Origin of the sequence: Lysinibacillus sp. LK3 (genome assembly GCF_001043675.1) — a bacterium.
Classification (GTDB): domain Bacteria; phylum Bacillota; class Bacilli; order Bacillales_A; family Planococcaceae; genus Lysinibacillus; species Lysinibacillus capsici.
Map to the genome: position 1 here is coordinate 251638 of NZ_LDUJ01000021.1, position 22174 is coordinate 273811.

At 37.4% G+C, this 22174-nt stretch carries 22 protein-coding genes and 8 tRNA genes; 28 read left to right on the forward strand and 2 right to left on the reverse strand.

Annotated elements, in window-relative coordinates; genetic code table 11:
- Nucleotides 1–36 precede the first annotated feature (36 nt).
- A complete protein-coding gene (locus VK91_RS16235) occupies nucleotides 37–1224 on the reverse strand; it encodes an FtsW/RodA/SpoVE family cell cycle protein (protein ID WP_036079404.1) in 1188 nt (395 codons plus the stop codon).
- A gap of 353 nt (nucleotides 1225–1577) precedes the next feature.
- On the opposite strand from VK91_RS16235, the gene VK91_RS16240 reads away from it, so the two are divergent.
- The 8 genes from VK91_RS16240 to VK91_RS16275 all read left to right on the forward strand — a co-directional run bounded on the left by VK91_RS16240 (nucleotide 1578) and on the right by VK91_RS16275 (nucleotide 10417).
- A complete protein-coding gene (locus tag VK91_RS16240; protein WP_048394266.1) occupies nucleotides 1578–2330 on the forward strand; it encodes a hypothetical protein in 753 nt (250 codons plus the stop codon).
- A 223-nt stretch (nucleotides 2331–2553) separates the two neighbouring features.
- Nucleotides 2554–3633 carry a D-alanine--D-alanine ligase gene (locus VK91_RS16245; protein WP_048394267.1) on the forward strand — a complete coding sequence of 360 codons (1080 nt, stop codon included), beginning with the start codon at nucleotides 2554–2556 and terminating at the stop codon, nucleotides 3631–3633.
- Between the two features lie 11 nt (nucleotides 3634–3644).
- Entirely contained in the window at nucleotides 3645–5012 is a 1368-nt protein-coding gene (murF, locus tag VK91_RS16250; RefSeq protein WP_048394269.1) for a UDP-N-acetylmuramoyl-tripeptide--D-alanyl-D-alanine ligase, read from the forward strand.
- Nucleotides 5013–5087: 75 nt separating this feature from the next.
- Nucleotides 5088–5780: a carboxylesterase gene (locus tag VK91_RS16255; protein ID WP_048394271.1), complete on the forward strand. Its 693-nt coding sequence runs from the start codon at nucleotides 5088–5090 to the stop codon at nucleotides 5778–5780.
- A gap of 352 nt (nucleotides 5781–6132) precedes the next feature.
- A complete protein-coding gene (locus tag VK91_RS16260; protein ID WP_048394273.1) occupies nucleotides 6133–7656 on the forward strand; it encodes a DEAD/DEAH box helicase in 1524 nt (507 codons plus the stop codon).
- 135 nt (nucleotides 7657–7791) lie between these two features.
- A complete protein-coding gene (locus tag VK91_RS16265) occupies nucleotides 7792–8271 on the forward strand; it encodes a PH domain-containing protein (protein ID WP_004232029.1) in 480 nt (159 codons plus the stop codon).
- Nucleotides 8264–9730: a PH domain-containing protein gene (locus tag VK91_RS16270; protein WP_048394275.1), complete on the forward strand. Its 1467-nt coding sequence runs from the start codon at nucleotides 8264–8266 to the stop codon at nucleotides 9728–9730. The genes VK91_RS16265 and VK91_RS16270 overlap by 8 nt, the downstream gene beginning before the upstream one ends.
- Nucleotides 9731–9841: 111 nt before the next feature.
- Complete coding sequence (locus VK91_RS16275; protein ID WP_048394277.1) at nucleotides 9842–10417, forward strand: GNAT family N-acetyltransferase; 576 nt, start codon at nucleotides 9842–9844, stop codon at nucleotides 10415–10417.
- Nucleotides 10418–10477: 60 nt separating this feature from the next.
- Here VK91_RS16275 and VK91_RS16280 read toward each other — a convergent pair whose 3' ends face one another.
- A complete protein-coding gene (locus VK91_RS16280) occupies nucleotides 10478–11101 on the reverse strand; it encodes a rhomboid family intramembrane serine protease (protein WP_048394279.1) in 624 nt (207 codons plus the stop codon).
- Nucleotides 11102–11166: 65 nt separating this feature from the next.
- Between VK91_RS16280 and acpS the strand changes: the two genes are divergently transcribed.
- The 20 genes from acpS (at nucleotide 11167) to VK91_RS16380 (ending at nucleotide 22017) form a co-directional block, all read left to right on the forward strand.
- Entirely contained in the window at nucleotides 11167–11520 is a 354-nt protein-coding gene (gene acpS, locus VK91_RS16285; protein WP_048394281.1) for a holo-ACP synthase, read from the forward strand.
- Nucleotides 11521–11644: 124 nt separating this feature from the next.
- Nucleotides 11645–12703 carry an outer membrane lipoprotein carrier protein LolA gene (locus tag VK91_RS16290; protein WP_048394283.1) on the forward strand — a complete coding sequence of 353 codons (1059 nt, stop codon included), beginning with the start codon at nucleotides 11645–11647 and terminating at the stop codon, nucleotides 12701–12703.
- A 178-nt stretch (nucleotides 12704–12881) separates the two neighbouring features.
- Nucleotides 12882–14003: an alanine racemase gene (gene alr / locus VK91_RS16295; RefSeq protein WP_048394285.1), complete on the forward strand. Its 1122-nt coding sequence runs from the start codon at nucleotides 12882–12884 to the stop codon at nucleotides 14001–14003.
- A 301-nt stretch (nucleotides 14004–14304) separates the two neighbouring features.
- Complete coding sequence (locus VK91_RS16300; RefSeq protein ID WP_004232053.1) at nucleotides 14305–14568, forward strand: hypothetical protein; 264 nt, start codon at nucleotides 14305–14307, stop codon at nucleotides 14566–14568.
- 4 nt (nucleotides 14569–14572) lie between these two features.
- On the forward strand, nucleotides 14573–14923 hold the full coding sequence (locus VK91_RS16305; protein WP_004232054.1) for a type II toxin-antitoxin system PemK/MazF family toxin: 351 nt from the start codon (nucleotides 14573–14575) through the stop codon (nucleotides 14921–14923).
- A 361-nt stretch (nucleotides 14924–15284) separates the two neighbouring features.
- A complete protein-coding gene (locus tag VK91_RS16310) occupies nucleotides 15285–15686 on the forward strand; it encodes an anti-sigma regulatory factor (RefSeq protein ID WP_048394287.1) in 402 nt (133 codons plus the stop codon).
- A 58-nt stretch (nucleotides 15687–15744) separates the two neighbouring features.
- Nucleotides 15745–16695, forward strand: a complete 951-nt coding sequence (locus VK91_RS16315; protein WP_048394289.1) for a PP2C family protein-serine/threonine phosphatase — start codon at nucleotides 15745–15747, stop codon at nucleotides 16693–16695.
- 63 nt (nucleotides 16696–16758) lie between these two features.
- Nucleotides 16759–17091 (forward strand): STAS domain-containing protein, encoded by a 333-nt coding sequence (locus VK91_RS16320; RefSeq protein ID WP_016993414.1) that lies wholly within the window; start codon nucleotides 16759–16761, stop codon nucleotides 17089–17091.
- Complete coding sequence (gene rsbW / locus VK91_RS16325) at nucleotides 17091–17561, forward strand: anti-sigma B factor RsbW (RefSeq protein WP_016993413.1); 471 nt, start codon at nucleotides 17091–17093, stop codon at nucleotides 17559–17561. Before VK91_RS16320 ends, rsbW begins: the two co-directional genes overlap by 1 nt.
- Nucleotides 17539–18324 (forward strand): RNA polymerase sigma factor SigB, encoded by a 786-nt coding sequence (sigB, locus tag VK91_RS16330; protein WP_048394290.1) that lies wholly within the window; start codon nucleotides 17539–17541, stop codon nucleotides 18322–18324. The genes rsbW and sigB overlap by 23 nt, the downstream gene beginning before the upstream one ends.
- Before the next feature lie 135 nt (nucleotides 18325–18459).
- Nucleotides 18460–20631 carry a Tex family protein gene (locus VK91_RS16335; RefSeq protein WP_048394292.1) on the forward strand — a complete coding sequence of 724 codons (2172 nt, stop codon included), beginning with the start codon at nucleotides 18460–18462 and terminating at the stop codon, nucleotides 20629–20631.
- A 67-nt stretch (nucleotides 20632–20698) separates the two neighbouring features.
- Nucleotides 20699–21160: a SprT family protein gene (locus VK91_RS16340; RefSeq protein WP_048394293.1), complete on the forward strand. Its 462-nt coding sequence runs from the start codon at nucleotides 20699–20701 to the stop codon at nucleotides 21158–21160.
- Nucleotides 21161–21251: 91 nt separating this feature from the next.
- Nucleotides 21252–21328 (forward strand) — tRNA-Asn (locus VK91_RS16345).
- Between the two features lies 1 nt (nucleotide 21329).
- Nucleotides 21330–21401 (forward strand) — tRNA-Glu (locus tag VK91_RS16350).
- Nucleotides 21402–21431: 30 nt separating this feature from the next.
- Nucleotides 21432–21507: transfer RNA gene (locus VK91_RS16355), tRNA-Asp, on the forward strand.
- Between the two features lie 5 nt (nucleotides 21508–21512).
- A tRNA-Gln gene (locus VK91_RS16360) sits at nucleotides 21513–21587 on the forward strand.
- A gap of 15 nt (nucleotides 21588–21602) precedes the next feature.
- Nucleotides 21603–21675, forward strand: a tRNA-Lys gene (locus tag VK91_RS16365).
- Between the two features lie 66 nt (nucleotides 21676–21741).
- Nucleotides 21742–21827: transfer RNA gene (locus VK91_RS16370), tRNA-Leu, on the forward strand.
- A gap of 22 nt (nucleotides 21828–21849) precedes the next feature.
- Nucleotides 21850–21926 (forward strand) — tRNA-Arg (locus VK91_RS16375).
- Nucleotides 21927–21943: 17 nt separating this feature from the next.
- A tRNA-Gly gene (locus VK91_RS16380) sits at nucleotides 21944–22017 on the forward strand.
- Nucleotides 22018–22174 lie beyond the last annotated feature (157 nt).

Here is a 22174-nt window from a genome sequence, read left to right on the forward strand (position 1 = left end):
GAGGTCTCAATACGCGAGACTTCCCTTTTTCTATAGTTATTCATCTTCATCATGTGTGGTAAACATATACGTTCGATAATGGAATCGCATACTAAAGACTAGCCCAATCGCTAAAGCATTCCCCATAAGTGAACTTCCTCCGTAGCTAATGAACGGAAGTGGAATACCTGTGATAGGTAATAATTGAATAGTCATACCAATATTTTCGAAAACGTGGAAGGTAATCATAGCAATAATCCCAGCACATACATAGGTCGAGAAGGGATCTTTCAGTAATAGGGTTGTCTTTGTTAAATGATAAATTAATAAGAAGAAAATACAAATAACAATACTAGCGCCAATAAAGCCCCATTCCTCGCCGATAACTGTAAAAATGAAATCAGTATGGTTTTCAGCTACATATACTTCACGATTTCTAAATCCCTTACCAAAAATTTCACCTGATCCAATGGCATTTAAAGAGGTAATTAAATGATAGCCATCACTGGATGAATAGGAATAGGGGTCTAGCCAAGAATAAATACGAGCAAATTGATAGGCCTTAAAACCAAATGTTTTTTCTAGAAAGTCCTGCATATAGAGTGCCATCCACAGTAGGGTACCGCCTGCTACCATGCCACCTAAAAATGTTGGTAGAATGATTTTCCAAGAAATACCTGCTACAATGATAAGTGCTGCCGTAATGGCAAAGAATACAAGTGCTGAGCCTAGGTCAGGCTGCTTTAAAATAATAGCTAATGGTACGATTAAGGTGATAGCGATTTTACCTAGTAGCAAAAAGTCTGTTTTAATTGATCGTAATGAATAAATTTCATGGTGCTTACTAATTAATCGAGCTAGTGCTAAAATGTAAAAAGTTTTCATAAACTCAGAAGGTTGAATATTTCCAATCGGCGTATGATACCAGCTTTTAGCACCATTAACGGGTGCACCGATTTGACCTTCTCCTTCTGGCATAAAAATAAGCAGTACCAGTAAGGCAATCCCTGCTCCATACATATACCATGACATTTTTTTATATTGATCTGGCTCAAAAAACATGACTATACCAATAATTACTGCACCAATCACATACCATTGCATTTGTTTTGGTACGTAGTTAATGCCATATTGTCCTGAAGTTTGGGCAGATGCAATAGCTAACAAACTAATGACTAGAAAAGTGAAGAGTATAAATGCAAGTGTCCAGTCAAAACGATTTGCGAAATTTCGTTTATTTTCCATAAAAGCCACCTAAAATTAAAATAGTATCTCAATATGAGTAAATGTGATGCGATTCTCCCTATTTCGTTTATACTTGGTCAAAGAAGAAAGCAAATTAATAACCAGCAGTGGTGTGAAAATAGCTCATATCTATTGATAAGCTTGCAATTTGCTTTGAATATTGTCAATGGAATTTTAAGCAAATACTTGAACTCATTGAGTAATCTAAACTTTATATGCAAATGCATGTTTAACATTCCTAATTATAACGCAAAAATTACTTTTATGCCTGCGTATATAGTAGTGACGACAATTAACATAAAATGTTTCAAAAAAATCATGTTTAGTCTTATAATGTAGTGAAGAATGGGGTGATGGTTGTGGCTAAAAAATTAAAGTCAGCTGATGATTTTATGTATCATATTTATGTTCATATGAATGATGTCGATAAATTTGTTATATTTAGCGGGTTAAAATTCTCGCAATTTGTGGCTGCACTTGAACCACTACATCACTTACTGTTATTAAAACATTCCTATGAAGACGGTTCTTTTAATATGCATACACAATTTGAATATGTATTAGAAGAAGATGTTCCTCGTTTTGTGAAAAAATCTGCTGAATCTAAAGAATTATGCTGGGTAGATTTTATGGACGAGAAGAGGCTAGATCATTTAACACCGATGGAACAAGGAGAATTGCTGTACATAAGTCACAAGAAAGAACCAATTACGTCAGCATTTTTTAATAAATTACAAAATAGATTCGTCTATTATTCTTCAGACTTAGAGAAAATGACTAAAATTTATTTTCGTCATTTAAGTGATTCGGATTTATTGGTTGCCAATGTTTTTAATAGTTTAATTCGTGAAAAGGAACGCAGCACTGGATTTTGGCGTCGAAAAGTAAAAGCGAGTATTCCCGCTATATCACCAGATTTTTTACGTTCTTACCGATCCTTTGCGAAAGATGGAGCGTTACTATCTTTGTATCGGATTGAGAAACCAAAAGTAGCGTATGGAATAGAAGTTCGCAATCTGTCTGAATATTCTTTTCCTGACGAAGTTTGGGATGACTTAAATACGATTTTAAAAACAGAGCATGATGAATTAATCTATATTATTTAAACTTCATGGTGACGCAATCAAAGAACTAAGATGTTGGTAGACAATATTTATGTTGCATTATTCCTGTACAATTTAATAGCAGGAAGTATTGATGCTGGGGCATAATCGAAGAACTATACACGCAAAATCTCACCGTTAAAAATACGGTGAGATTTTTATGTCATTTGTCAAGACGTTTCATGATAAACTAATAGTACTCAAGAAGTATGTGGAGGGCACAAAAATGAAAAAAAGAATCGGTTTATTATACGGCGGAAAGTCAGCGGAGCACGAAGTGTCGTTATCGACAGCACGTGCAGTCACAGGAGCTTTGAATTTCGAGGAGTATGAAGTATATCCGATTTTCATTACAACTGACGGGGAATGGCGCCGTGGAGAGCGTTTAGAAAAACCCGTCAGTGCAATAGAAGAACTACAATTTGGTGATAATACTACAATTTTAGAAAATAATATCACTGATTTTTTGCTTGATAAAAATGGCAATGAGGTAAAGTTTGATGTCATTTTCCCATTGTTACATGGTACGAATGGTGAGGATGGAACAGTGCAAGGTTTACTTGAGGTTCTAAATTTACCGTATGTAGGAAATGGTGTATTGGCATCCTCTGCTGGAATGGATAAAGTGGTAATGAAGCAATTATTTGAAATTGCTGGATTACCTCAAGTGCCCTATACGTATTTTATTCGTAGTGAGTGGAAGAATGAGCAACACGCAATCATTGAACGCTGTGAAAATAACCTGAATTGGCCAATGTTTGTGAAGCCTGCAAACTTAGGGTCAAGTGTTGGGATTAGCAAGGCAACAGATCGCGAGCAATTGGTAAAAGCAATTGAGGTTGCTTTACAATATGATCGTAAAATCGTTGTTGAACAGGGAATTGTCGCTCGTGAAGTTGAACTAGCGGTGTTAGGAAATGACTATCCTGAAGTATCAGTGCCAGGAGAAATTAAACCCGTTACTGATTTTTATGATTATGATTCTAAATATAAGGACGGTTCTACAGCACTTATTATTCCAGCTGAGCTTCCAGTAGAAACTGTGGCAAGCTTAAAAGAACTGGCAAAGCGTGCATTTAAGGCTATAGATGGTAGCGGCTTAGTTCGTGCGGACTTTTTTGTAACAACTGAAAATAACGTTTACATTAATGAAGTAAACACAATGCCAGGTTTTACGCCTGTAAGTATGTATCCATTATTATGGCAGCATACAGATGTGAGTTATCCAGAGCTGATTGACCGTTTAATTACCCTAGCAATTGAACGCTATGAAGAAAAACAACAGCTTCACTATAAAAAAGACTGAGTGGGATTATCGTGAAAAAAACTTTAAAACAATTAGCTGCATGGTTAAATGAGGATATGGCGGCTTTGGGTGACACTGTTGTGTCAGGAATTTCTATTGATACAAGAACAATTCAACAAGGAGACCTATTTGTTCCATTTCGTGGTGAGCATACAAATGGGCATAAGTTTGTAATGCAGGCATTTGAGAAAGGTGCCGGAGCTTCTCTTTGGCAAAAGGATGAGCCGAATCCACCAGAAGGTTACCCGTTGTTGTTTGTGGATGATCCAGAATTAGCTTTGCAAGAAATGGCTAGAGCATATCGTAATGAACATAAAGCAAAATTTATAGGCATTACAGGTTCAAATGGTAAGACATCAACAAAGGATATTTTAGCGGGAACACTAGCTCCATTCTTTAAAGTACAAAAAACGATCGGGAACTTTAATAATCAATTGGGCTTGCCTATTACTATCTTACAGCTTGATGAAGATACAGATGTGGCTGTCCTTGAGATGGGCATGAGTGGATTTGGTGAAATTGAGTTTTTAACGAAGCTTGCTCGTCCACATATGACGGTTATTACCAACATTGGTGAGGCCCATATGCAGGATTTGGGGTCACGTGCAGGTATTGCAAAAGCTAAGTTTGAAATTATTCAAGGAATGCAAGAAGATGGTCTATTATTCTATGATGGTGATGAACCTTTGCTCAAGGAATTAGTGGCAAAAGAACAGCAATTACAGTCAGTGCCGTTCGGGTTAGAATCCAATAATCTTTTATACGCTGACAATATTCATGCTAACGCTGATGGCAGCCACTTCACTACACACGGTCTGATCGAGGGTGATTTCTTTATTTCAGTGCTTGGCAAGCATCAAGTAAAAAATACACTTGTGGCCATGTTAATTTCTCATAAGCTAGGTTTAAGCAATGAACAAATACGTACATCCTTAGAGCATGTCGTATTAACTGATATGAGGATGCAACAGGTACTAGGAACAAATGGCGCTCTATTTATCAATGATGCCTATAATGCAGCTCCAACCTCTGTAAAAGCTGCAATTCAATTTATGGCTACATCAACTATTCGACCTGAAAAATGGCTTGTGTTAGGAGATATGCTAGAGCTTGGACCAAATGAGCAACGTTTCCATGAGGGTCTGGTTGAGCATATTAATGAGGATGAAATTGATAATGTCTGTTTGTTTGGCCCTCGGATGCTATATCTTTACAAAATATTAAAAGAGCGCTTTGAGGCTGAACGTTTATTGTATACAGAAGATGATTATACGGCTATTATTGAAAAGCTAAAACAAGCGAATGAATCATCTATTGTTTTACTTAAAGGTTCACGTGGTATGAAATTAGAGACAATCTTAAAGGCATTTACGTCATAGTAGCAATGAATCGGTGAGAGAAACGCTCACCGATTTATTTGTGTAGGTTTATCTTTGTTAAATGAGGTGAAGAATTTGTCAGTAGGTGTGCTATGTATTCATGGATTTTCAGGTGGACCATATGAGGTGAAGCCATTCACAAGTTATTTACGTTCACATACAGATTGGATAATTGAAGAGCCAACATTGTCTGGACATGGTGAAGAATTACATATGAGTGGTTTTAAGGCGAAACACTGGTTAATGGATGCCGAATTAGCTTTCCGATCGTTGGCAAAAAAAGTTGACGAGGTAATCGTTGTTGGCTTTTCAATGGGAGGAATTATAGCGCTATATTTAGCTAAACGCTATAAAGTGAAAAAGCTTGTATTACTAAGTGCTGCTGCAAAGTATGTGAGCCCTAAACAGCTAGTCAAAGATTTTAAAATGTTAGCTACTGAAGCCTATCACCATAATTTGACTAATAACGAACTCTATTTACGATACCATCAGAAGTTTAACAATGTGCCACTTGCCTCAACAGTAGAATTTATGAAGTTGGTTAGAATGGTGGAGCCGTATTATCGGCATATTCAAATTCCTGTATATATTGTGCAGGGGAAGTTGGATGGGATAGTGCCTTATCACACGGCTCAATTTCTTTTTGATGAATTAGCCTCTACAGACAAGGTTTTGTATTTTTCTGATAATGGCAAGCACCATATATGTTTTGAGGAAGATTGCTCTGAATGGTTTCCACAGGTTTTAATGTTTTTAAAAGACAAATAAAGTAGTCAGATTATTACGACTCATGCGTTATCGTTGCATAGGATTTAAAGCCATGTTAGACTAGTGTAAGCAATGGATACATTTTGTGCGAAGACTCTTCATATTTGGTTGAAGAGTACTTTTTTTTGAACACAACGGTTTTATTCTAAAGTGAAAAATTACGACAGAATCGAACCGCTCGGTAAAGACCGGGCTTTCCTTTTCATATAAGAGAGCTCTATATGGACTATCATGTAGAGAAAATTTTTAAGTAACGGAAACGTTCCACTACACAGGCTCGAATTTGCCGACAACTTCATCTGAAAATGTAACCATTTGTCAACTTAAAAGGAAAAAAAGGAGATTGAGAAGTTTGACAAATTTTTCAGAATTAAATATTAGCGAATCTACTTTACGCTCAGTTAAGCGTATGGGATTTGAAGAAGCAACACCAATCCAAGAAGGTACTATTCGTTTTGCGATTGAAGGCCGTGATGTATTAGGTCAAGCACAAACAGGTACTGGTAAAACTGCCGCTTTCGGGATTCCACTAATTGAAAAAATCGATCCAAAAAACCCTAATATTCAAGCATTAGTCATTGCTCCAACTCGTGAGTTAGCGATTCAAGTTTCAGAAGAGCTTTATAAAATTGGCTATGACAAACGCGTAAAATTATTATCAGTATACGGTGGTCAAGAAATAGGCCGTCAAATTCGTGCACTGAAAAATAGACCTCAAATCATTGTTGGTACGCCAGGTCGTATTATTGATCATATTAATCGTCGTACGTTAAAATTAGAAGATGTTCAAACATTAGTATTGGATGAAGCAGACGAAATGTTAAACATGGGCTTTATCGATGATATTAATTCAATCTTAGAAAACGTACCTTCTGAGCGCCAAACATTACTGTTCTCAGCAACGATGCCACCAGCAATCCGTAAAATTGCAGAAACATTTATGCGTGATCCAGAGATTGTAAAAATTAAAGCTAAAGAACTAACTGTTGATAATATTGATCAATATTTTGTTAAGTCTGCTGAACGTGAAAAATTCGATGTTTTATCTCGTTTATTAAACGTTCACCAACCAGAGCTAGCTATTATTTTTGGTCGTACAAAACGTCGTGTAGATGAGCTTGCACAGGCCCTATCTATTCGTGGCTATTTAGCTGAAGGTATTCATGGTGATTTAAGCCAAGCGAAGCGTATCTCAGTATTACGCCAGTTTAAAGAAAATAAAATCGATATCCTTGTTGCGACAGATGTAGCCGCTCGTGGACTTGATATTTCTGGTGTGACACACGTTTATAACTTTGATATTCCTCAAGATCCTGAATCATATGTTCACCGTATTGGACGTACAGGTCGTGCGGGTAAATCAGGTCTTGCCGTAACATTTGTAACACCACGTGAAATGGGTTACTTACGTATTGTAGAAGAAACTACGAAAAAACGTATGACACCTCTTCGCCCACCAACAACGGACGAAGCATTAGAAGGTCAACAACGCTTAGCTGTTGAAACACTGGAAGGTCTTATTGCTAATAACAATTTAGGTGATTACCGTACACTTGCAGCAGAATTATTAGACAATCATGATGCTGTTGATGTTGTTGCAGCTGCTCTGCGTTCATTAACGAGAGAGCCAGACGATACACCAGTAACAATCACAGAAGAACGTCCATTACCAATGCGTCGTGAACGTTCTAGCAATAACCGTGGTGGCGGTGATCGTGGCCGTGGTAACCGTGGCTTTGGCGGCGGACGTCGTGACAATGCTCGCAGTGGAGAGCGTCGCAGTAGCAGTAGCCGTCGAGAGGGTGGACGCCGTGAAGGCGGACGTCGTGAAGGTGGACAAGGTCGTTCTCGTTCTCCAAGACGTCACGAAGGATAATTTTAGACGAAATACGCTTAATTTTTTACAGTAAACCTTACAGTCATGATGGCTGTAAGGTTTTTTTCGGCTATAGTTGAAACAAAAAGGTGAGTGAATTCGTATACACCTAATGAAGAAAGAGGGGGAACGACAATGAGAGCACAACCGATTCATCAAATTTCTCGTAAAGGGCTAACAGTGTGGCGTTTATATGGAGTCATACAAACATTGGTGCTGTTAGTTGTAGCAGGACTTGTAAGCTATGGTACTTATTATTTTGAATGGCCTTCATTTATTTACTTCATAGCATGTGCAATTGTTTTACTAAGTGCGATATTATCTATTTTTATTTTCCCGAAAATAAGATGGGAAAGATGGCGCTATGAAGTTCGAGAGCATGAAATCGAAGTACAACATGGTTTATTTGTTGTGAAACGCACATTAATTCCAATGGTACGTGTGCAACATGTTGATACAACACAAGGGCCGATATTAAAAAAATACGACTTAGGTAATATCTCTATTTCTACAGCTGCAACTGTACATACGATTCCTGCACTTGTTATGGATGAAGCAGACGTACTGCGTGCGCGTATTTCTGATTTAGCAAGGGTGGCTGAAGATGATGTCTAAGGAAATTAATCGTTTACACCCAGTGTCTGCAATTATAACGAGTGTAAAAGCATTGAAAAGTATGATATTACCAATTGCCATTATTATCATAAGTAACGGCTTTAATTTTTCTTTGAATTTTCGTAGTGATCATTTTTTTGAAACCATTTTACTTTTCGGTGTATGGGGAGTAGCAGCACTTCTTGCGCTCGTGGGAGGAATCATAAAGTGGCGGACATTTGTTTACTGGTTTGAAGATGGGGAGTTGCGTGTGACATATGGATTATTTGTTAAAAAGAAACGTTATATCCCTTTTGAACGTATTCAAAGTTTGAATTACAATGAAGGTGTTTTTCATCGTATTTTTGGTTTAGTGAAAGTTCAGGTGGAGACTGCTGGTAGTAAAGGGGGAAAACCTGAGGTTGAGCTGACAGCCATTCGCAAAGCAGCAGCAGATGTTATTGAATTAGAAATGCGTCATGCTAAAAACGAAGCAGTTCAACAACAGGATCAAATGCAGGTTGTAGAGGAAGCTATACCAACTCCGATGATTTACCATATGTCCATGCGAGATTTACTAGTATTAGCAACAACATCTGGTGGAATTGGTGTTGTGTTATCAGGTCTTGCAGCCGTTGCTTCACAATTTTCCGACATTATTCCTTATGAAACTGTATTTCATGAGTTAGCTGATTTCGTGAAAATCGGCGCATTTTTAGTGGCATTGACGGTGATGGTTGTTTTAATTGTTGCTTGGATTGTATCAGTGGTCATCACACTGATAAATTATTATGATTACACTGTCCGCATTGAGGAAGAAAAGTTGATTATCACAAAGGGACTGTTAGAAAAAAAGCGTATTACTTTGCCGTTGAATCGAATTCAGGCAATTCGTATTGTGGAAAATCCACTACGTCAGTTAACAGGCTATGCTACAGTGGTTGTTGAAAGTGCTGGTGGTAATGGTGAAAATGGAAATGATAAAAAAATTACGCTATTTCCACTTATTAAGAAGCCGGATTGTATGCAAACATTAGAACAGCTTTTCCCAGAAATGAATTGGCAGCCTACATTTACTCGCTCACCAAAAAGGGCAAGACCATTTTTTTATCGCATTGATTTTTTCTGGCTAGTTCCGATTATCGGTGCATCTATCTATTTCTTTTATCCATACGGGCTATTGTCGTTGCTGTTAATTCCATTAACAATGTTACTTGGTATTTGGCAACATAAAACAGCAGGCTATCAAATAGATGGCAAGCAACTGGCTATGCAGTATCGTGTGTTTAGTCGAATTACGTTAATCATGGAGAAGAAGCGAATTCAATCTATTGAAAGTACACAATCATACTTTCAAAAAAGAAAGAATGTTATGTCTGTAAAAGCAACCGTCATGTCAGGAGCAACTGGTACAACGGGGAGTGTTTCCAGCTTAGAGCAACAAGATGCCGAGACGATCTTAACATGGTACGAACATTAATGAACTAAAAAGCTAATCCTTTCAATTTTATGGAAGGATTAGCTTTTTTAACTATAAATAAATAGAGATGCTGTTTATAATAAAATAAATAGAACAAAAGGGGTGGAGACATTGTTTAAATATGACATTAATGAAAGCGCTTATTTAAAGCTTTTGGATTTAAGTGATGTAGAAGAGTTATTCGCTTTAACTGACCGTTCAAGGGATACATTACGTGAATGGTTGCCCTTTGTAGATGATGTCAAAACAGTAAAGGATACTGAGCAATTCGTAAAAAATGCTATGCAACAATATGCTGATCACAATGGCATACAAGCAGGGATTTACTATGGTGGAAAGCTTGCCGGTGTTATCGGCTATCACCAAATCAACTGGCAACATAAATGGACAAGTATTGGCTACTGGCTAGGGAATGAATTTGTAGGAAAGGGGCTCGTTACGAATTCCATGAAAGCATTGATTGATTTTGCCTTTAATTATTTAAAGTTAAATCGTATAGAAGTGCGTGTTGCAGTTGGTAATATTCGTAGTCGTACAATCCCAAAGGTATTGGGCTTTCATGAAGAAGGGCGTTTAAGGGATGCTGAGTGGCTATATGATCACTACGTAGATCAGGTTGTTTATGGTTTAACAGCAACTGAATGGAAAAAAATAAAGATGTCAAATGAAGCTACAGTGGTTTTATAATGGAGGTCATTGTAAGGAAAGAGGAGCTGCTCTATAGGTGAGCAGCTCCTCTTTTTAATGTTATGGTCTACCAGCCATCTTTTGTTTGCGCCAGCTTAAAATTCTTTTTGGATGTAAATAGACAAGTCCAAGGATAAATCCGGTTACTAGACCGCCTAAATGAGCAAAGACATTCACATTTGGTTGGAGAAAGGTCATAATGACACTGATGACGATGATTGGTAAAATGAGCTTACGAAGCATGGGCATTGTACGTCGAGTATAGTAAACTAATGCCCCAAATGCACCAAAAATTCCAAAAATAGCCCCACTTGCACCAAGGCTCGCATAACTACTATCATAGAATATATAGGTTGCCATGTTGCCTACAATACCTGATACTAAATAAATTGTAATGAAACGTGCTTTCCCTGCGATTTTTTCTAGCTCTGGTCCAAAGAGATATAAGGAAAACATATTAAAAAACACATGCATAAAACCTGCATGTAAAAACATGGCAGAGAAAACACGCCACCATTCACCACTTTGAATCAGGAAATTTGCTTGGATTCCGTAATTCCACAAGAGTGTTCCTATGCTGGGTATGAGAGACAATACATAAAGAGTAAGATTTATTGCTATTAAAGTTGAAACAACAGGGTAATACTTTGTATATTGCTTAAAATTTTCCGTTCTACTAAACATGGCTCCACCTCAATTTACAATTATTATACATGCCTTGTTGGAAATAGGTAAAGGAGAAGGTTCACATGATTAAGGGAATTGGCCTCGATATTGTAGAGATTGATCGTATTGCAAAGGCTATGAAACGAACAGATAAATTTAAAGACCGCATTTTAACGATAAATGAAAAAAAAATATTTGATGGTTATTCGGAAACTCGCAAAATAGAATTTTTAGCTGGGCGATTTGCTGCAAAAGAAGCATTTTCGAAGGCTCTGGGAACAGGGCTTGGGGAACAATGTAAGCTTCATGATTTGGAAGTGTTAAAAGGAGCAGCTGGCAATCCTGTTTTATATTTTAAGGATGAACTTGTCAATGGTTTTGTTAGTATTACGCATTCTAAGCAATACGCAGCTGCTCAAGTAATCTTATTAGAATAGTACTTAACTTGTCTAAAAGGATTGCATGTAAATTTAAATATATTGCCCTTTCTTCAAATGACATAACTGACAAATACGGTTCATATATTGTCGTAGTGGATTTGAAAGAAGAAAGGGTGAAAGCGTGGGCAACCGTATAGTTAAATGGCTCGTCTTACTTTGTACGATATTACTTCTGTCGGCATGTGGTGCAGCCTCACAGGAAAAAGTGTTGAAGAAAGTGAATGGTAAATGGGCAGAGACGAATGGTTATGAATTAAATGCATCGATGGAAATTAAATCGGGTGGGGAACCTAGAAATTATGATGTAACAGTATGGCACACAAAACCTGATTTCTATCGAGTAGAAGTAGTTGAAAGTGGGAAAGATGTTTCTCAAATGATTGTACGTAATGCTGATGGTGTTTTTGTCGTAACACCGACATTAAACAAAATGTATAAATTCCAAAGTGATTGGCCAAAGAAAAATAGTCAGGCATACCTAATTGGAGCGCTAGCAGAAGATTTAGCAGAAGATAAAAATCTTGTCATGAAAGAAGAAGAAAAAGCATATATATTTGAAGCGGCTACTAGAAATAGCTATAAGAACAGTATGCCACATCAGGTTATAACAGTAGATAAGAAAACTTTATTGCCAACCTCAGTAGTTATTATGAATGATGTGAAAGAAGAGCAAATCAAAATCACATTTAAGAAAATTAAGCTAGGTGTACAACATGCTGCAAAAGAGTATGCAGTTGAACAATTCACTGATAAAGATAACACGAAAGGTGAACAAGCTACACCTGCCGAAAAAGAAGGGCAAGAAGATAATGAGGATAAGGAAGCTGTTGGAGCAGAAGTTGAATATCAAGAATTCCAAACACATTATCCTGTTGTAAATTGGGCACAATTAGCGAATGAAAAAGTTGTGCAGGAAAGTGGAATGGAACGAGTAATCTTAACATACGATGGTGAGAAGGCATTTACTGTTATGCAGCAACCAGTAATGAAGGAAAATTCAATGTTACCTGTATCGTCACCTGGTGATCCAGTTGATTTAGGCTATACAATTGGTGCTATTACAGATACATCAATTAGTTGGGAAAAAGATGGCGTTGAATTCTTTGTAGCATCAAGTAAATTAACGCGAGAAGAAATGATTGAAGTTGCTACATCTATGACGATAAGTAGTATGAAGTAACTTTTCTGGCTACAGCCTTCTGGAATACGGAGGCTGTAGCTTATTGATAATTAAAATGAACCTATAAAGTATAGGCTCATCCGAAAACTAAAACTTTGTGTGTACAAGCTAAATCGACATACTTTGCAATATGTATGTCCTACATAATGTTTTAATTAAAAATAAAGAGGGTATTCTTATGAAGACACAGCAGTTTTTTCGTCCAACAAAAGCAATAATAGACTTACAAGCAATTCAACAAAATGTAAAAAACTTAAAAGAATTTTTACGACCTAATGTTCAAATTATCGCTGTAGTAAAAGCAAATGCGTATGGTCATGGAGATGTAGCCGTTGCGCGGGCAGCTCTTGAAGCTGGTGCCACAGTACTTGCAGTGGCAACGCCCGATGAGGCATTACATATTCGAGCACATTTTGAAGAACCAGACATATTAATATTAGGTGCATCTCCAGTTTCGTTTGCTCCTTATGCAGCGCAGCAACGTATTATACTTACGGCATTTGCCGATGATTGGATTCAGCAAGCTGCTTCTCTTTTAGTGGATGAAGCGCTTCCTTTACGACTTCATATAAAAATAGATAGCGGAATGGGTAGAATAGGTATTCGCTCAGAGCAGGAATTATTAGAGCTCTATCAAACAATACAGTCTACAGATAACATGGAGCTGGATGGAATATTTACACACTTTGCGACAGCTGATGAAGAGGATACGCTACATTTTGATCAACAGGTACAATTTTTTGAGAAATGTTTAGCTGTAATACCTAATAAGCCGCGACTTGTTCATGCATCTAATACAGCCGCCTCATTAGTAAAAGATCCGCATTTACAATATGATGCTGTTAGATTTGGTATTTCGATGTATGGATTATCACCTTCTTCATATGTGAAAAGTATATTACCTTTTTCCTTGTTACCAGCGTTCTCGCTTGAAAGTGAACTTGTTCATGTAAAGCAAATAAAATCAGGTGATCCAGTTGGCTATGGAGCTACATATGTTGCTCCGACAGATATGTGGATAGGAACAATTCCAATTGGCTATGCAGATGGCGTGATTCGCAAGTTAGGTGGACAAGAGGTTTTAATTGATGGACAAAGAATGCCGATTGTTGGACGAATTTGTATGGACCAATGTATGGTTGCCCTACCAAAAGCATATGATATAGGTGAGAAGGTAACACTCATTGGTCGACAAGGAAATACTGGAGTATCGATCGATGAATGGGCAACAAAGCTCGAAACAATTAATTATGAAATACCATGCATTATAACAACAAGAGTTCCTAGAATATATCTTTAGTTGTCTTTCATTAGAATAAGTCAAATCTCAATGTAATGTCATGAGCAATGTTCCAAGTTGAAATTGGTAAATAAATTAGCACTGGAGAACTTATTTCTTTTCCAAAACATAGTAATGGCTCATATTTGAAAACACATTGCAATAATAATTATTCAGCATATACCTTCGACAACCAACATATTTTTACAATTTGTACTTCAAATTGTCAGATATTTTGTCATTTCATGTCTTTTCAACAATATCTTTCAATGATAGAATGGGAAGTAATGAAAAGTGTATGGTTCCGTTGGAGGTGCTTGCTGTGTACGAGAAAAAGTTAAGAGAAGCTACAATTGCTGTTCAAGACAGACTATTTCTACAAACAAAGGAAGTAATTGAAGGTGAATCTTTTGTGCGTATTTTGGCGCGCAAAAATTTAATGCAGGAGCAACCAAATCAAATACGGGAAGCTATGATTAAAGGATATGTTGAAATGTCTCATATTAATTTAATGATTGCGAGCGAATGCTTGCATGCAGAGTATGAAGCACAACATATGGTGGAGCGTCTCGTTAGCGGGGGATGACACTTTGAATGTAAAACGTGGTGACGTTTTTTTTGCAGACTTATCACCGGTAATAGGTTCTGAACAAGGAGGCACTAGGCCGGTGCTGATTATTCAAAATGATATTGGCAATCGATTTAGTCCGACTGTCATCATCGCAGCTATCACTGCACAGATTCAAAAGGCAAAGTTACCGACACACGTTGAAATCAATGCTGAAAAGTATGGTTTTGAACGTGATTCGGTTATTTTGCTAGAACAAGTGCGGACAATTGATAAGTCAAGATTGACGGATCGTATTACGCAACTGGATCATGCTGTGATGGAAAAAGTTGATGGTGCGTTGATGATTAGTTTAGGTCTAGTTAAATTTTGATATACATATGTGTATAGAAGCATCGAGATTATGATATCTCGATGCTTTTTTGTCTTATATCCTTGAAATGTCTTTACCATAATTTGAATTACGATAGATCTTGCTCAGCAAGCGATTTTGCTACGAAAGATGAAGTACCTGAAATAATTAAGCCAAGGTGTAATTGATAAATGTTACAAAAAGCTTTAAGATATACACAAGATTTTTAATAAAAATAGATTTTTGAAAAAATTCTTAAAAGGTATATGAAAATTTACATAGAATATTCCATTTATAGAGGCAATTCATTCATTTTAAATGATGGCAAGCAGTTTGAATAAAAGTGTAAGAGTATAACTCCAAAGGAAATGGAGGGACAGCAGTGACATATAGGTCTTCGGTTGAAATTATTACAGAGTGGGATATTGTTGCAGCTAGACAACTGGGGCGCAATGAAGCAAAAGCACTTGGATTTGGCACTGTTGATCAAGCCCGCATCACCACTGCAATTAGTGAATTAGCACGAAATATTTATTTATATGCAAGTATAGGTATCATAGCAATTGAAAGGGTTGAAGCAGATACTGAAAAGAAAATAGTTGTTGTTGCAACAGATCAAGGGCCTGGTATTAAAGATGTTCGTAAAGTAATGGAGGATGGTTATTCCACCTCGGGGGGGCTAGGTGCTGGTTTGCCAGGTGTTAAACGATTGATGGATAGTTTAGATATTCAATCTGTCGTTGGAGAGGGAACAACGATAAGAGCGGAAAAATGGTTGCGTTAGGACGTGAAGAAAACTGAAACAATTAGAAGCTCAGTATAAAAAAATATTAGCAGATTATATGGTCAACCAAACAGAAAGAAATTTATATATCGCTCAGAACTTCACACGTCAGTTAATTCAAAAAAATATTTCTCCCGAGGATGTTATTAGCATTCATAAAAATGCTGTAGAACAAATATTTCCGAATCAAATGAACGAATCACAGCCTGCTTATGATTTTTTGATTGAAGTAATGGTGCATTATGGAATGGCACATAGAGAGCATCAAAGTTTACTTCAAAAGCAAGCTGAATATGAAATGGAAATGAAAATAGCGACAAACATCCAAAAAACATTGTTGAAAACTTATGTGCCGAATATGCAAAATATTGATATAGGTATGATTTCAGTACCTATTCGAAAAATGAACGGCGATTATGTACATTTTTTTCATGATGGAGAAGAATATTTGAGTGTGGCTGTGACAGATGTTGTCGGTAAAGGAGTTCCTGCTGCTTTATGTATGTCGATGGTGAAATATGGACTTGAAACATTAGTATATGCATATAAAGATCCCTCATATGTTTTAGAAGTTATTAATAGGGTAATAGAAAAAGGTGTGGATGACAGTATGTTTGTTTCGATGTTTTATGGCTGCTTAGATGTAGAGCAAAACATTTTTTCTTATGCTTCGGCAGGCCATGAACCAGCTTTACATTATAGTGCAAAGAACGATCAGTTCTTTACCTTAGAGGCTAAAGGTTTACTATTGGGTGTATTGTCTGAAACAAACTATACGTTTCATGAAATTGTGTTAGAAGAGAATGATTTGATTATTATGATGACCGACGGTGTGACAGAATTTAGAGTGAAAGAAGAATTAAATTCGCGAGAGGTAATCACAACTTTAATAAAAGAAAATAGACATTTATCTGCCCAGCAATTGTGTCAGCTCCTTTATAAGGAAATAGAGAGAGTGCAAAATTTTAAACTATTTGATGATTTTACTGTAGTTATTTTAAAAAAATAGGTTTAAGTTTAAATTGAACAGGGTAGAGAAAATAGTCTAACAAATATGGTGGAGGTGTGCTATATGGACGTAACGATACATTTTAAAGAAATTGATCATAAATTATTTGGCTTTGTTGAGGGTGAGATTGATACGTTTACTGCTTCAGGATTACGAGACGAATTAGAAGCTGTAAAGATTACAGAGGGTTTAGAAATTGAGCTTGATCTATCAAAGGTAAATTACATGGATAGTACAGGACTTGGGATTTTTGTTGCCTTTTATAAAAGAGCATTACGTGAAAATGGTAAAGTAAAGCTCGTTGGTTTATCGAATAGGTTACAAAGATTATTTGAAATTACTGGTCTTAGTGATTTGATGGATATCGAAACTGATAAAAAGGTGGAATTAAGATAATGAAGGAATTTGACTATATTGAAATTAGAGTTCCTGCTAAACCGCAATTTGTCAGTGTCATTCGATTAACTGTCTCGGGCTTAGCGAGTAGGATTGGCTTTAATTATGATGATATTGAAGATTTAAAAATTGCAGCAAGTGAGGCTGTGACAAATGTTGTTCACCATGCTTATAAAGACGAAGAAGAGGGTGAAATTGTCATCGGGTGTGCGCTGTATGACAATAAAATGGAAATGATGATTGCGGATTACGGCAATAGTTTTAATTTTGAAGAGATTAAGTCTAAGATTGGGCCGTATCATCCTGAAGAAAGTATTGCAGGGCTAAGAGAAGGTGGTTTGGGACTTTATTTAATGGAAACTTTGATGGATGAGGTGATGATCAATAACGATGGTGGCGTAACTGTCTTCATGACAAAGTATGTCACTAGGGAGCAGGTGGAGAAAAATGTCGAAAGAATCACTACATAAATCTTCATCTAAAGAAGATGTACTTAAGTGGATTGAATTGTACCAGTCAACGGAGGATGATGAAGCACAAACCAATTTAGTGATTCATTATCGATATCTAGTTGAATCTATAGCTCGTAAATATTCGAATGGTAAATCATATTATGATGATATTGTTCAAGTAGGGATGCTGGGATTGTTAGGTGCAATAAGACGTTTTGATCCGAATGTTGGTCGTAGTTTTGAAGCTTTTGCCGTGCCAACAATTGTTGGGGAAATCAAACGTTTTTTACGTGATAAAACATGGGATGTGCATGTGCCTAGACGTATAAAGGAACTTGGGCCGAGGATTAAATCAACTGTGGAGGCGCTGACAATTGAATTACAGCGTTCTCCATCCATTAAAGATATTGCTGAACGATTAGAAGTAGCAGAGGAAGAGGTACTAGAAGCTATGGAAATGAGCCGTAGTTATCAAGCTCTTTCTATGGACCATTCGATAGAGTCAGACTCAGACGGTAGTACAGTCACGTTATTCGATATTTTGGGCAGGGAAGACGATGGCTATGAAATGACCAATAAACGAATGATTGTTTCAGAGGCGCTGGTTGTGTTGAATGAGAGGGAAAAACAAATTATTCAGCTTACATATCTAGAGCAACTTAGTCAAAAAGAAGCTGGAGAACGATTAGGGATTTCTCAAATGCATGTATCGAGGATACAAAGGAAAGCAATAAAGAAATTACAAGAGGCTATTCTAGCAAGTGGCAGTGTTTCGCTCTAATCTTTCATGGGTGTTTAATGAAAAATACCTTTAAAATGAATGGAAATAGTCTACTCATATTCGTCTGAGTAGACTATTTTTTTGCATTTTTAGTAAAGTGTAATGGTAAAATGAAAAGAAAAAGGTAGTGATGATGTGGAGCAAAAGCAAATGTTACAGCTCATTGCAAAGGATGTAGCAGTCAAACCAGGGCAAGTAGAAGCTGTTATTAACTTATTAGAAGAGGGAAATACGGTACCATTTATTGCGCGCTATCGAAAAGAGGTTACAGGATCACTTGATGAGGTGCAAATTAAAGCTGTAGAAGATCGTTATCACTACATACAGCAACTTGAACAACGAAAAGAAGAAGTTATACGATTAATCCAAGAGCAAGAAAAGCTTACACCAGAATTAGAGCAGGCTATTCTTTCTGCAACAATCTTACAACGTGTTGAGGATTTATATAGACCTTATAAGCAAAAACGACGTACAAAGGCGACGATTGCAAAAGAGAAAGGTTTAGAGCCTCTTGCAGATCTCCTGTTAGCATTTAGTGATGATGCATTAGAGCAATTAGCAACTGACTTTGTGGACAACGAACAAGTTGCTAATACGGAAGAAGCCCTGATAGGAGCTCGAGATATATTAGCAGAACGTTTTGCGGACGATGCCTCTATTCGTGAAAAAATCCGAGCTTATTCATGGAAAGATGGAATTCTTGTGACGTCTGTGAAAAATACAGAAATCGACGAGAAAAATGTTTTTGAAATGTATTACGAATATGAAGAGCCTGTTAGTCGCATTGTACCACACCGTATTTTAGCAATAAACCGAGGAGAGAAAGAAGAAATCTTAAAGGTTTCTATTCATGTGCCGGTGGACCGAGTATTAATGATTATGTGGAAAGAATGGATACCTGCAACTGGTTCGTCTCCTGCTATTGCAGAAGTTAAACTAGCAATCGAGGATTCGTACAAGCGTTTAATTCAGCCTTCAATTGAAAGGGAATTACGAAACGAGCTTACAGAAAAAGCTGAGGCACAGGCTATTCATATTTTTTCTGAAAATTTACGTAACCTATTGCTACAACCACCTATGAAAGGTAAATATGTTTTAGGGGTTGATCCAGCTTACCGTACAGGTTGCAAGCTGGCGGTTGTAGATGAAACTGGGAAAATGCTTGAGGTTACAGCTATTTACCCACATCCACCGAAACCAGATGTGGCAAAATCCAAAGCTATTGTAAAAGGAATTTTGGCAAAGTATCCAATAAGTATAATTGCCATTGGTAATGGTACAGCATCTCGGGAGACAGAACAATTTATCGCGGATGTATTAAATGAACTTACTACTGACATAGCCTATGTGATTGTCAATGAAGCGGGGGCATCTGTTTATTCAGCGTCTGAAATTGCACGTACAGAATTTCCTGATTTACAGGTTGAACAACGTAGTGCTGTCTCCATTGCACGTCGCTTACAGGATCCTTTATCAGAGTTAGTGAAAATTGAACCAAAAGCTGTGGGTGTAGGTCAGTATCAGCATGATGTTTCTCAAAAAAAATTAAATGAATCGCTATCTTTTATAGTAGAAACAGCTGTTAACCAAGTTGGTGTAGATGTAAATACGGCTTCATCATCACTCTTACAATATGTTTCTGGTCTATCAAAAACTGTTGCAGAGAATATCGTAAAGACGCGAGAGGAAAATGGTCAATTTACTACACGTGCGCAATTAAAGAAGATTCCAAGGTTAGGCGCCAAAACGTATGAACAAGCTATTGGTTTCCTACGTGTCCCAGAAGCAAAAAATCCGTTTGATGCTACAGGTATTCATCCTGAGAGCTATGCCCTTGCTGAGCAAATATTAGCAGAGGCTCAAATAGATAAAAAAGAGTTAGGGACACAGAAGGCAGAGGATGCTATTGCAGCACTAAAAATCCAAAAATTAAGTGATGTGCTTGGAGTAGGAGTTGTGACAATTCAAGATATCGTGGATACCTTAATGAAACCTAGTCGTGACCCACGTGATGCATTCCCACAACCATTGCTTAAGACTGATGTATTAAAAATGGAAGATTTAAAAGTAGGTATGGAATTGCAGGGGACGGTAAGAAATGTAGTAGATTTCGGCGCATTTGTTGACATTGGCGTGAAGCAAGATGGACTTGTGCATATTTCTAAACTCCAAAATAAACGTATAAAGCATCCATTAGAAGTTGTGGCACTTGGGGATATTGTAACTGTCTGGGTTGAACAAATAGATGTAACGAAAGGACGTATCTCTTTAACGATGCTTCCTCCTAAAAATCAAGCATTAGTTTGAGTACTAAATTTTTGCCACACTGTCTATACTACGCAGTGTGGTATTCTTGTTGTTAGAGGTGATTACTGTGGACAATCAAGAATTACAAGAGCTTGTTCGTCGCTTATCTTTAGAAAACTTTCAGAGGCCTTTTCTGCATCAAGCCTACTTTAATCCGAGATTACGGTCAACGGGAGGACGATATCTTTTACAATCCCATAATATTGAGATTAATCCTAAAGCCTATGAGTTATACGGTTTGAAAGAGATTCAAGGTATTGTTTTACACGAATTATGCCATTATCACCTACATATTGAAGGTAAAGGGTATCAGCATCGAGATAAAGATTTTAGAGAATTATTAAGGAAAGTAGATGCCCCTCGATTTTGCGCAGTTTTACATGTCCCGAAAGCTACAGTTAAAAAACAACGACGACGCTATACATATACTTGTGTCAATTGCCACCAATTATATATACGGAAAATAAAAATGAATGTTGAAAGGTATTGTTGCAGTAAGTGTTTGGGGAAATTAAAATTAGTAGAGTAAAAAAAGTTTAAAAAATAGTTGACGTTTTGTTGAGTTGTCCCTATAATAGTAAAAGTCGACAAGATAACGACGACAACATAACATGAATTATTCCGAAGTAGCTCAGTTGGTAGTAGCACCTGACTGTTAATCAGGTTGTCGCAGGTTCGAGTCCTGCCTTCGGAGCCATGGCCCCTTGGTCAAGTGGTTAAGACACCGCCCTTTCACGGCGGTAACACGGGTTCGAATCCCGTAGGGGTCATTTTTCATAATTTAATGTAAATAATATTTTGGTCCCGTGGTGTAGCGGTTAACATGCCTGCCTGTCACGCAGGAGATCGCCGGTTCGATCCCGGTCGGGACCGCCACTTATTGGGGTATAGCCAAGCGGTAAGGCAACGGATTTTGATTCCGTCATGCCTAGGTTCGAATCCTAGTACCCCAGCCATTCATTTCTTAATTCGAGCCATTAGCTCAGTTGGTAGAGCATCTGACTTTTAATCAGAGGGTCGAAGGTTCGAGTCCTTCATGGCTCATCTCTTTAAGAAAAAGAGTTGACTTTTTGAATTATCATAGTATAATAAAAAAGTTACTAATTGAATGCGGTCGTGGCGGAACGGCAGACGCGCTAGGTTGAGGGCCTAGTGGGGGCAACCCCGTGGAGGTTCAAGTCCTCTCGGCCGCACCAAGTCAATTAATTAATTTCATATGCGCCCGTAGCTCAATTGGATAGAGCGTCTGACTACGGATCAGAAGGTTGTGGGTTCGACTCCTGCCGGGCGCGCCATTTTCAAGAAAATATATGCGGGTGTAGTTTAATGGTAAAACCTCAGCCTTCCAAGCTGATGTCGTGAGTTCGATTCTCATCACCCGCTCCAAAAAAGTGTTGACAACCTCTTGGTTGTATGGTAAATTTAAATAGTTGTCCAAAAGGGCGATGACATGAACCTTGAAAACTGAACAAGCAAAACGTAATCAATAAAGTTTTAAGTAGCTAGTTTTGCTAGTGAACAAAACACAATTTTGGACATCAAA

Excerpts from the sequence above, each read along its gene's own strand:
- VK91_RS16235 (WP_036079404.1), bottom strand. The coding sequence starts at position 1,224 with ATGGAAAATAAACGAAATTTCGCAAATCGTTTTGACTGGACACTTGCA.
- VK91_RS16240 (WP_048394266.1), top strand. The coding sequence starts at position 1,578 with ATGGTTGTGGCTAAAAAATTAAAGTCAGCTGATGATTTTATGTATCAT.
- VK91_RS16245 (WP_048394267.1), top strand. The coding sequence starts at position 2,554 with ATGAAAAAAAGAATCGGTTTATTATACGGCGGAAAGTCAGCGGAGCAC.
- VK91_RS16265 (WP_004232029.1), top strand. The coding sequence starts at position 7,792 with ATGAGAGCACAACCGATTCATCAAATTTCTCGTAAAGGGCTAACAGTG.
- VK91_RS16270 (WP_048394275.1), top strand. The coding sequence starts at position 8,264 with ATGTCTAAGGAAATTAATCGTTTACACCCAGTGTCTGCAATTATAACG.
- VK91_RS16280 (WP_048394279.1), bottom strand. The coding sequence starts at position 11,101 with ATGTTTAGTAGAACGGAAAATTTTAAGCAATATACAAAGTATTACCCT.
- acpS (WP_048394281.1), top strand. The coding sequence starts at position 11,167 with ATGATTAAGGGAATTGGCCTCGATATTGTAGAGATTGATCGTATTGCA.
- alr (WP_048394285.1), top strand. The coding sequence starts at position 12,882 with ATGAAGACACAGCAGTTTTTTCGTCCAACAAAAGCAATAATAGACTTA.
- VK91_RS16315 (WP_048394289.1), top strand. The coding sequence starts at position 15,745 with ATGGTCAACCAAACAGAAAGAAATTTATATATCGCTCAGAACTTCACA.
- VK91_RS16320 (WP_016993414.1), top strand. The coding sequence starts at position 16,759 with ATGGACGTAACGATACATTTTAAAGAAATTGATCATAAATTATTTGGC.
- rsbW (WP_016993413.1), top strand. The coding sequence starts at position 17,091 with ATGAAGGAATTTGACTATATTGAAATTAGAGTTCCTGCTAAACCGCAA.
- sigB (WP_048394290.1), top strand. The coding sequence starts at position 17,539 with ATGTCGAAAGAATCACTACATAAATCTTCATCTAAAGAAGATGTACTT.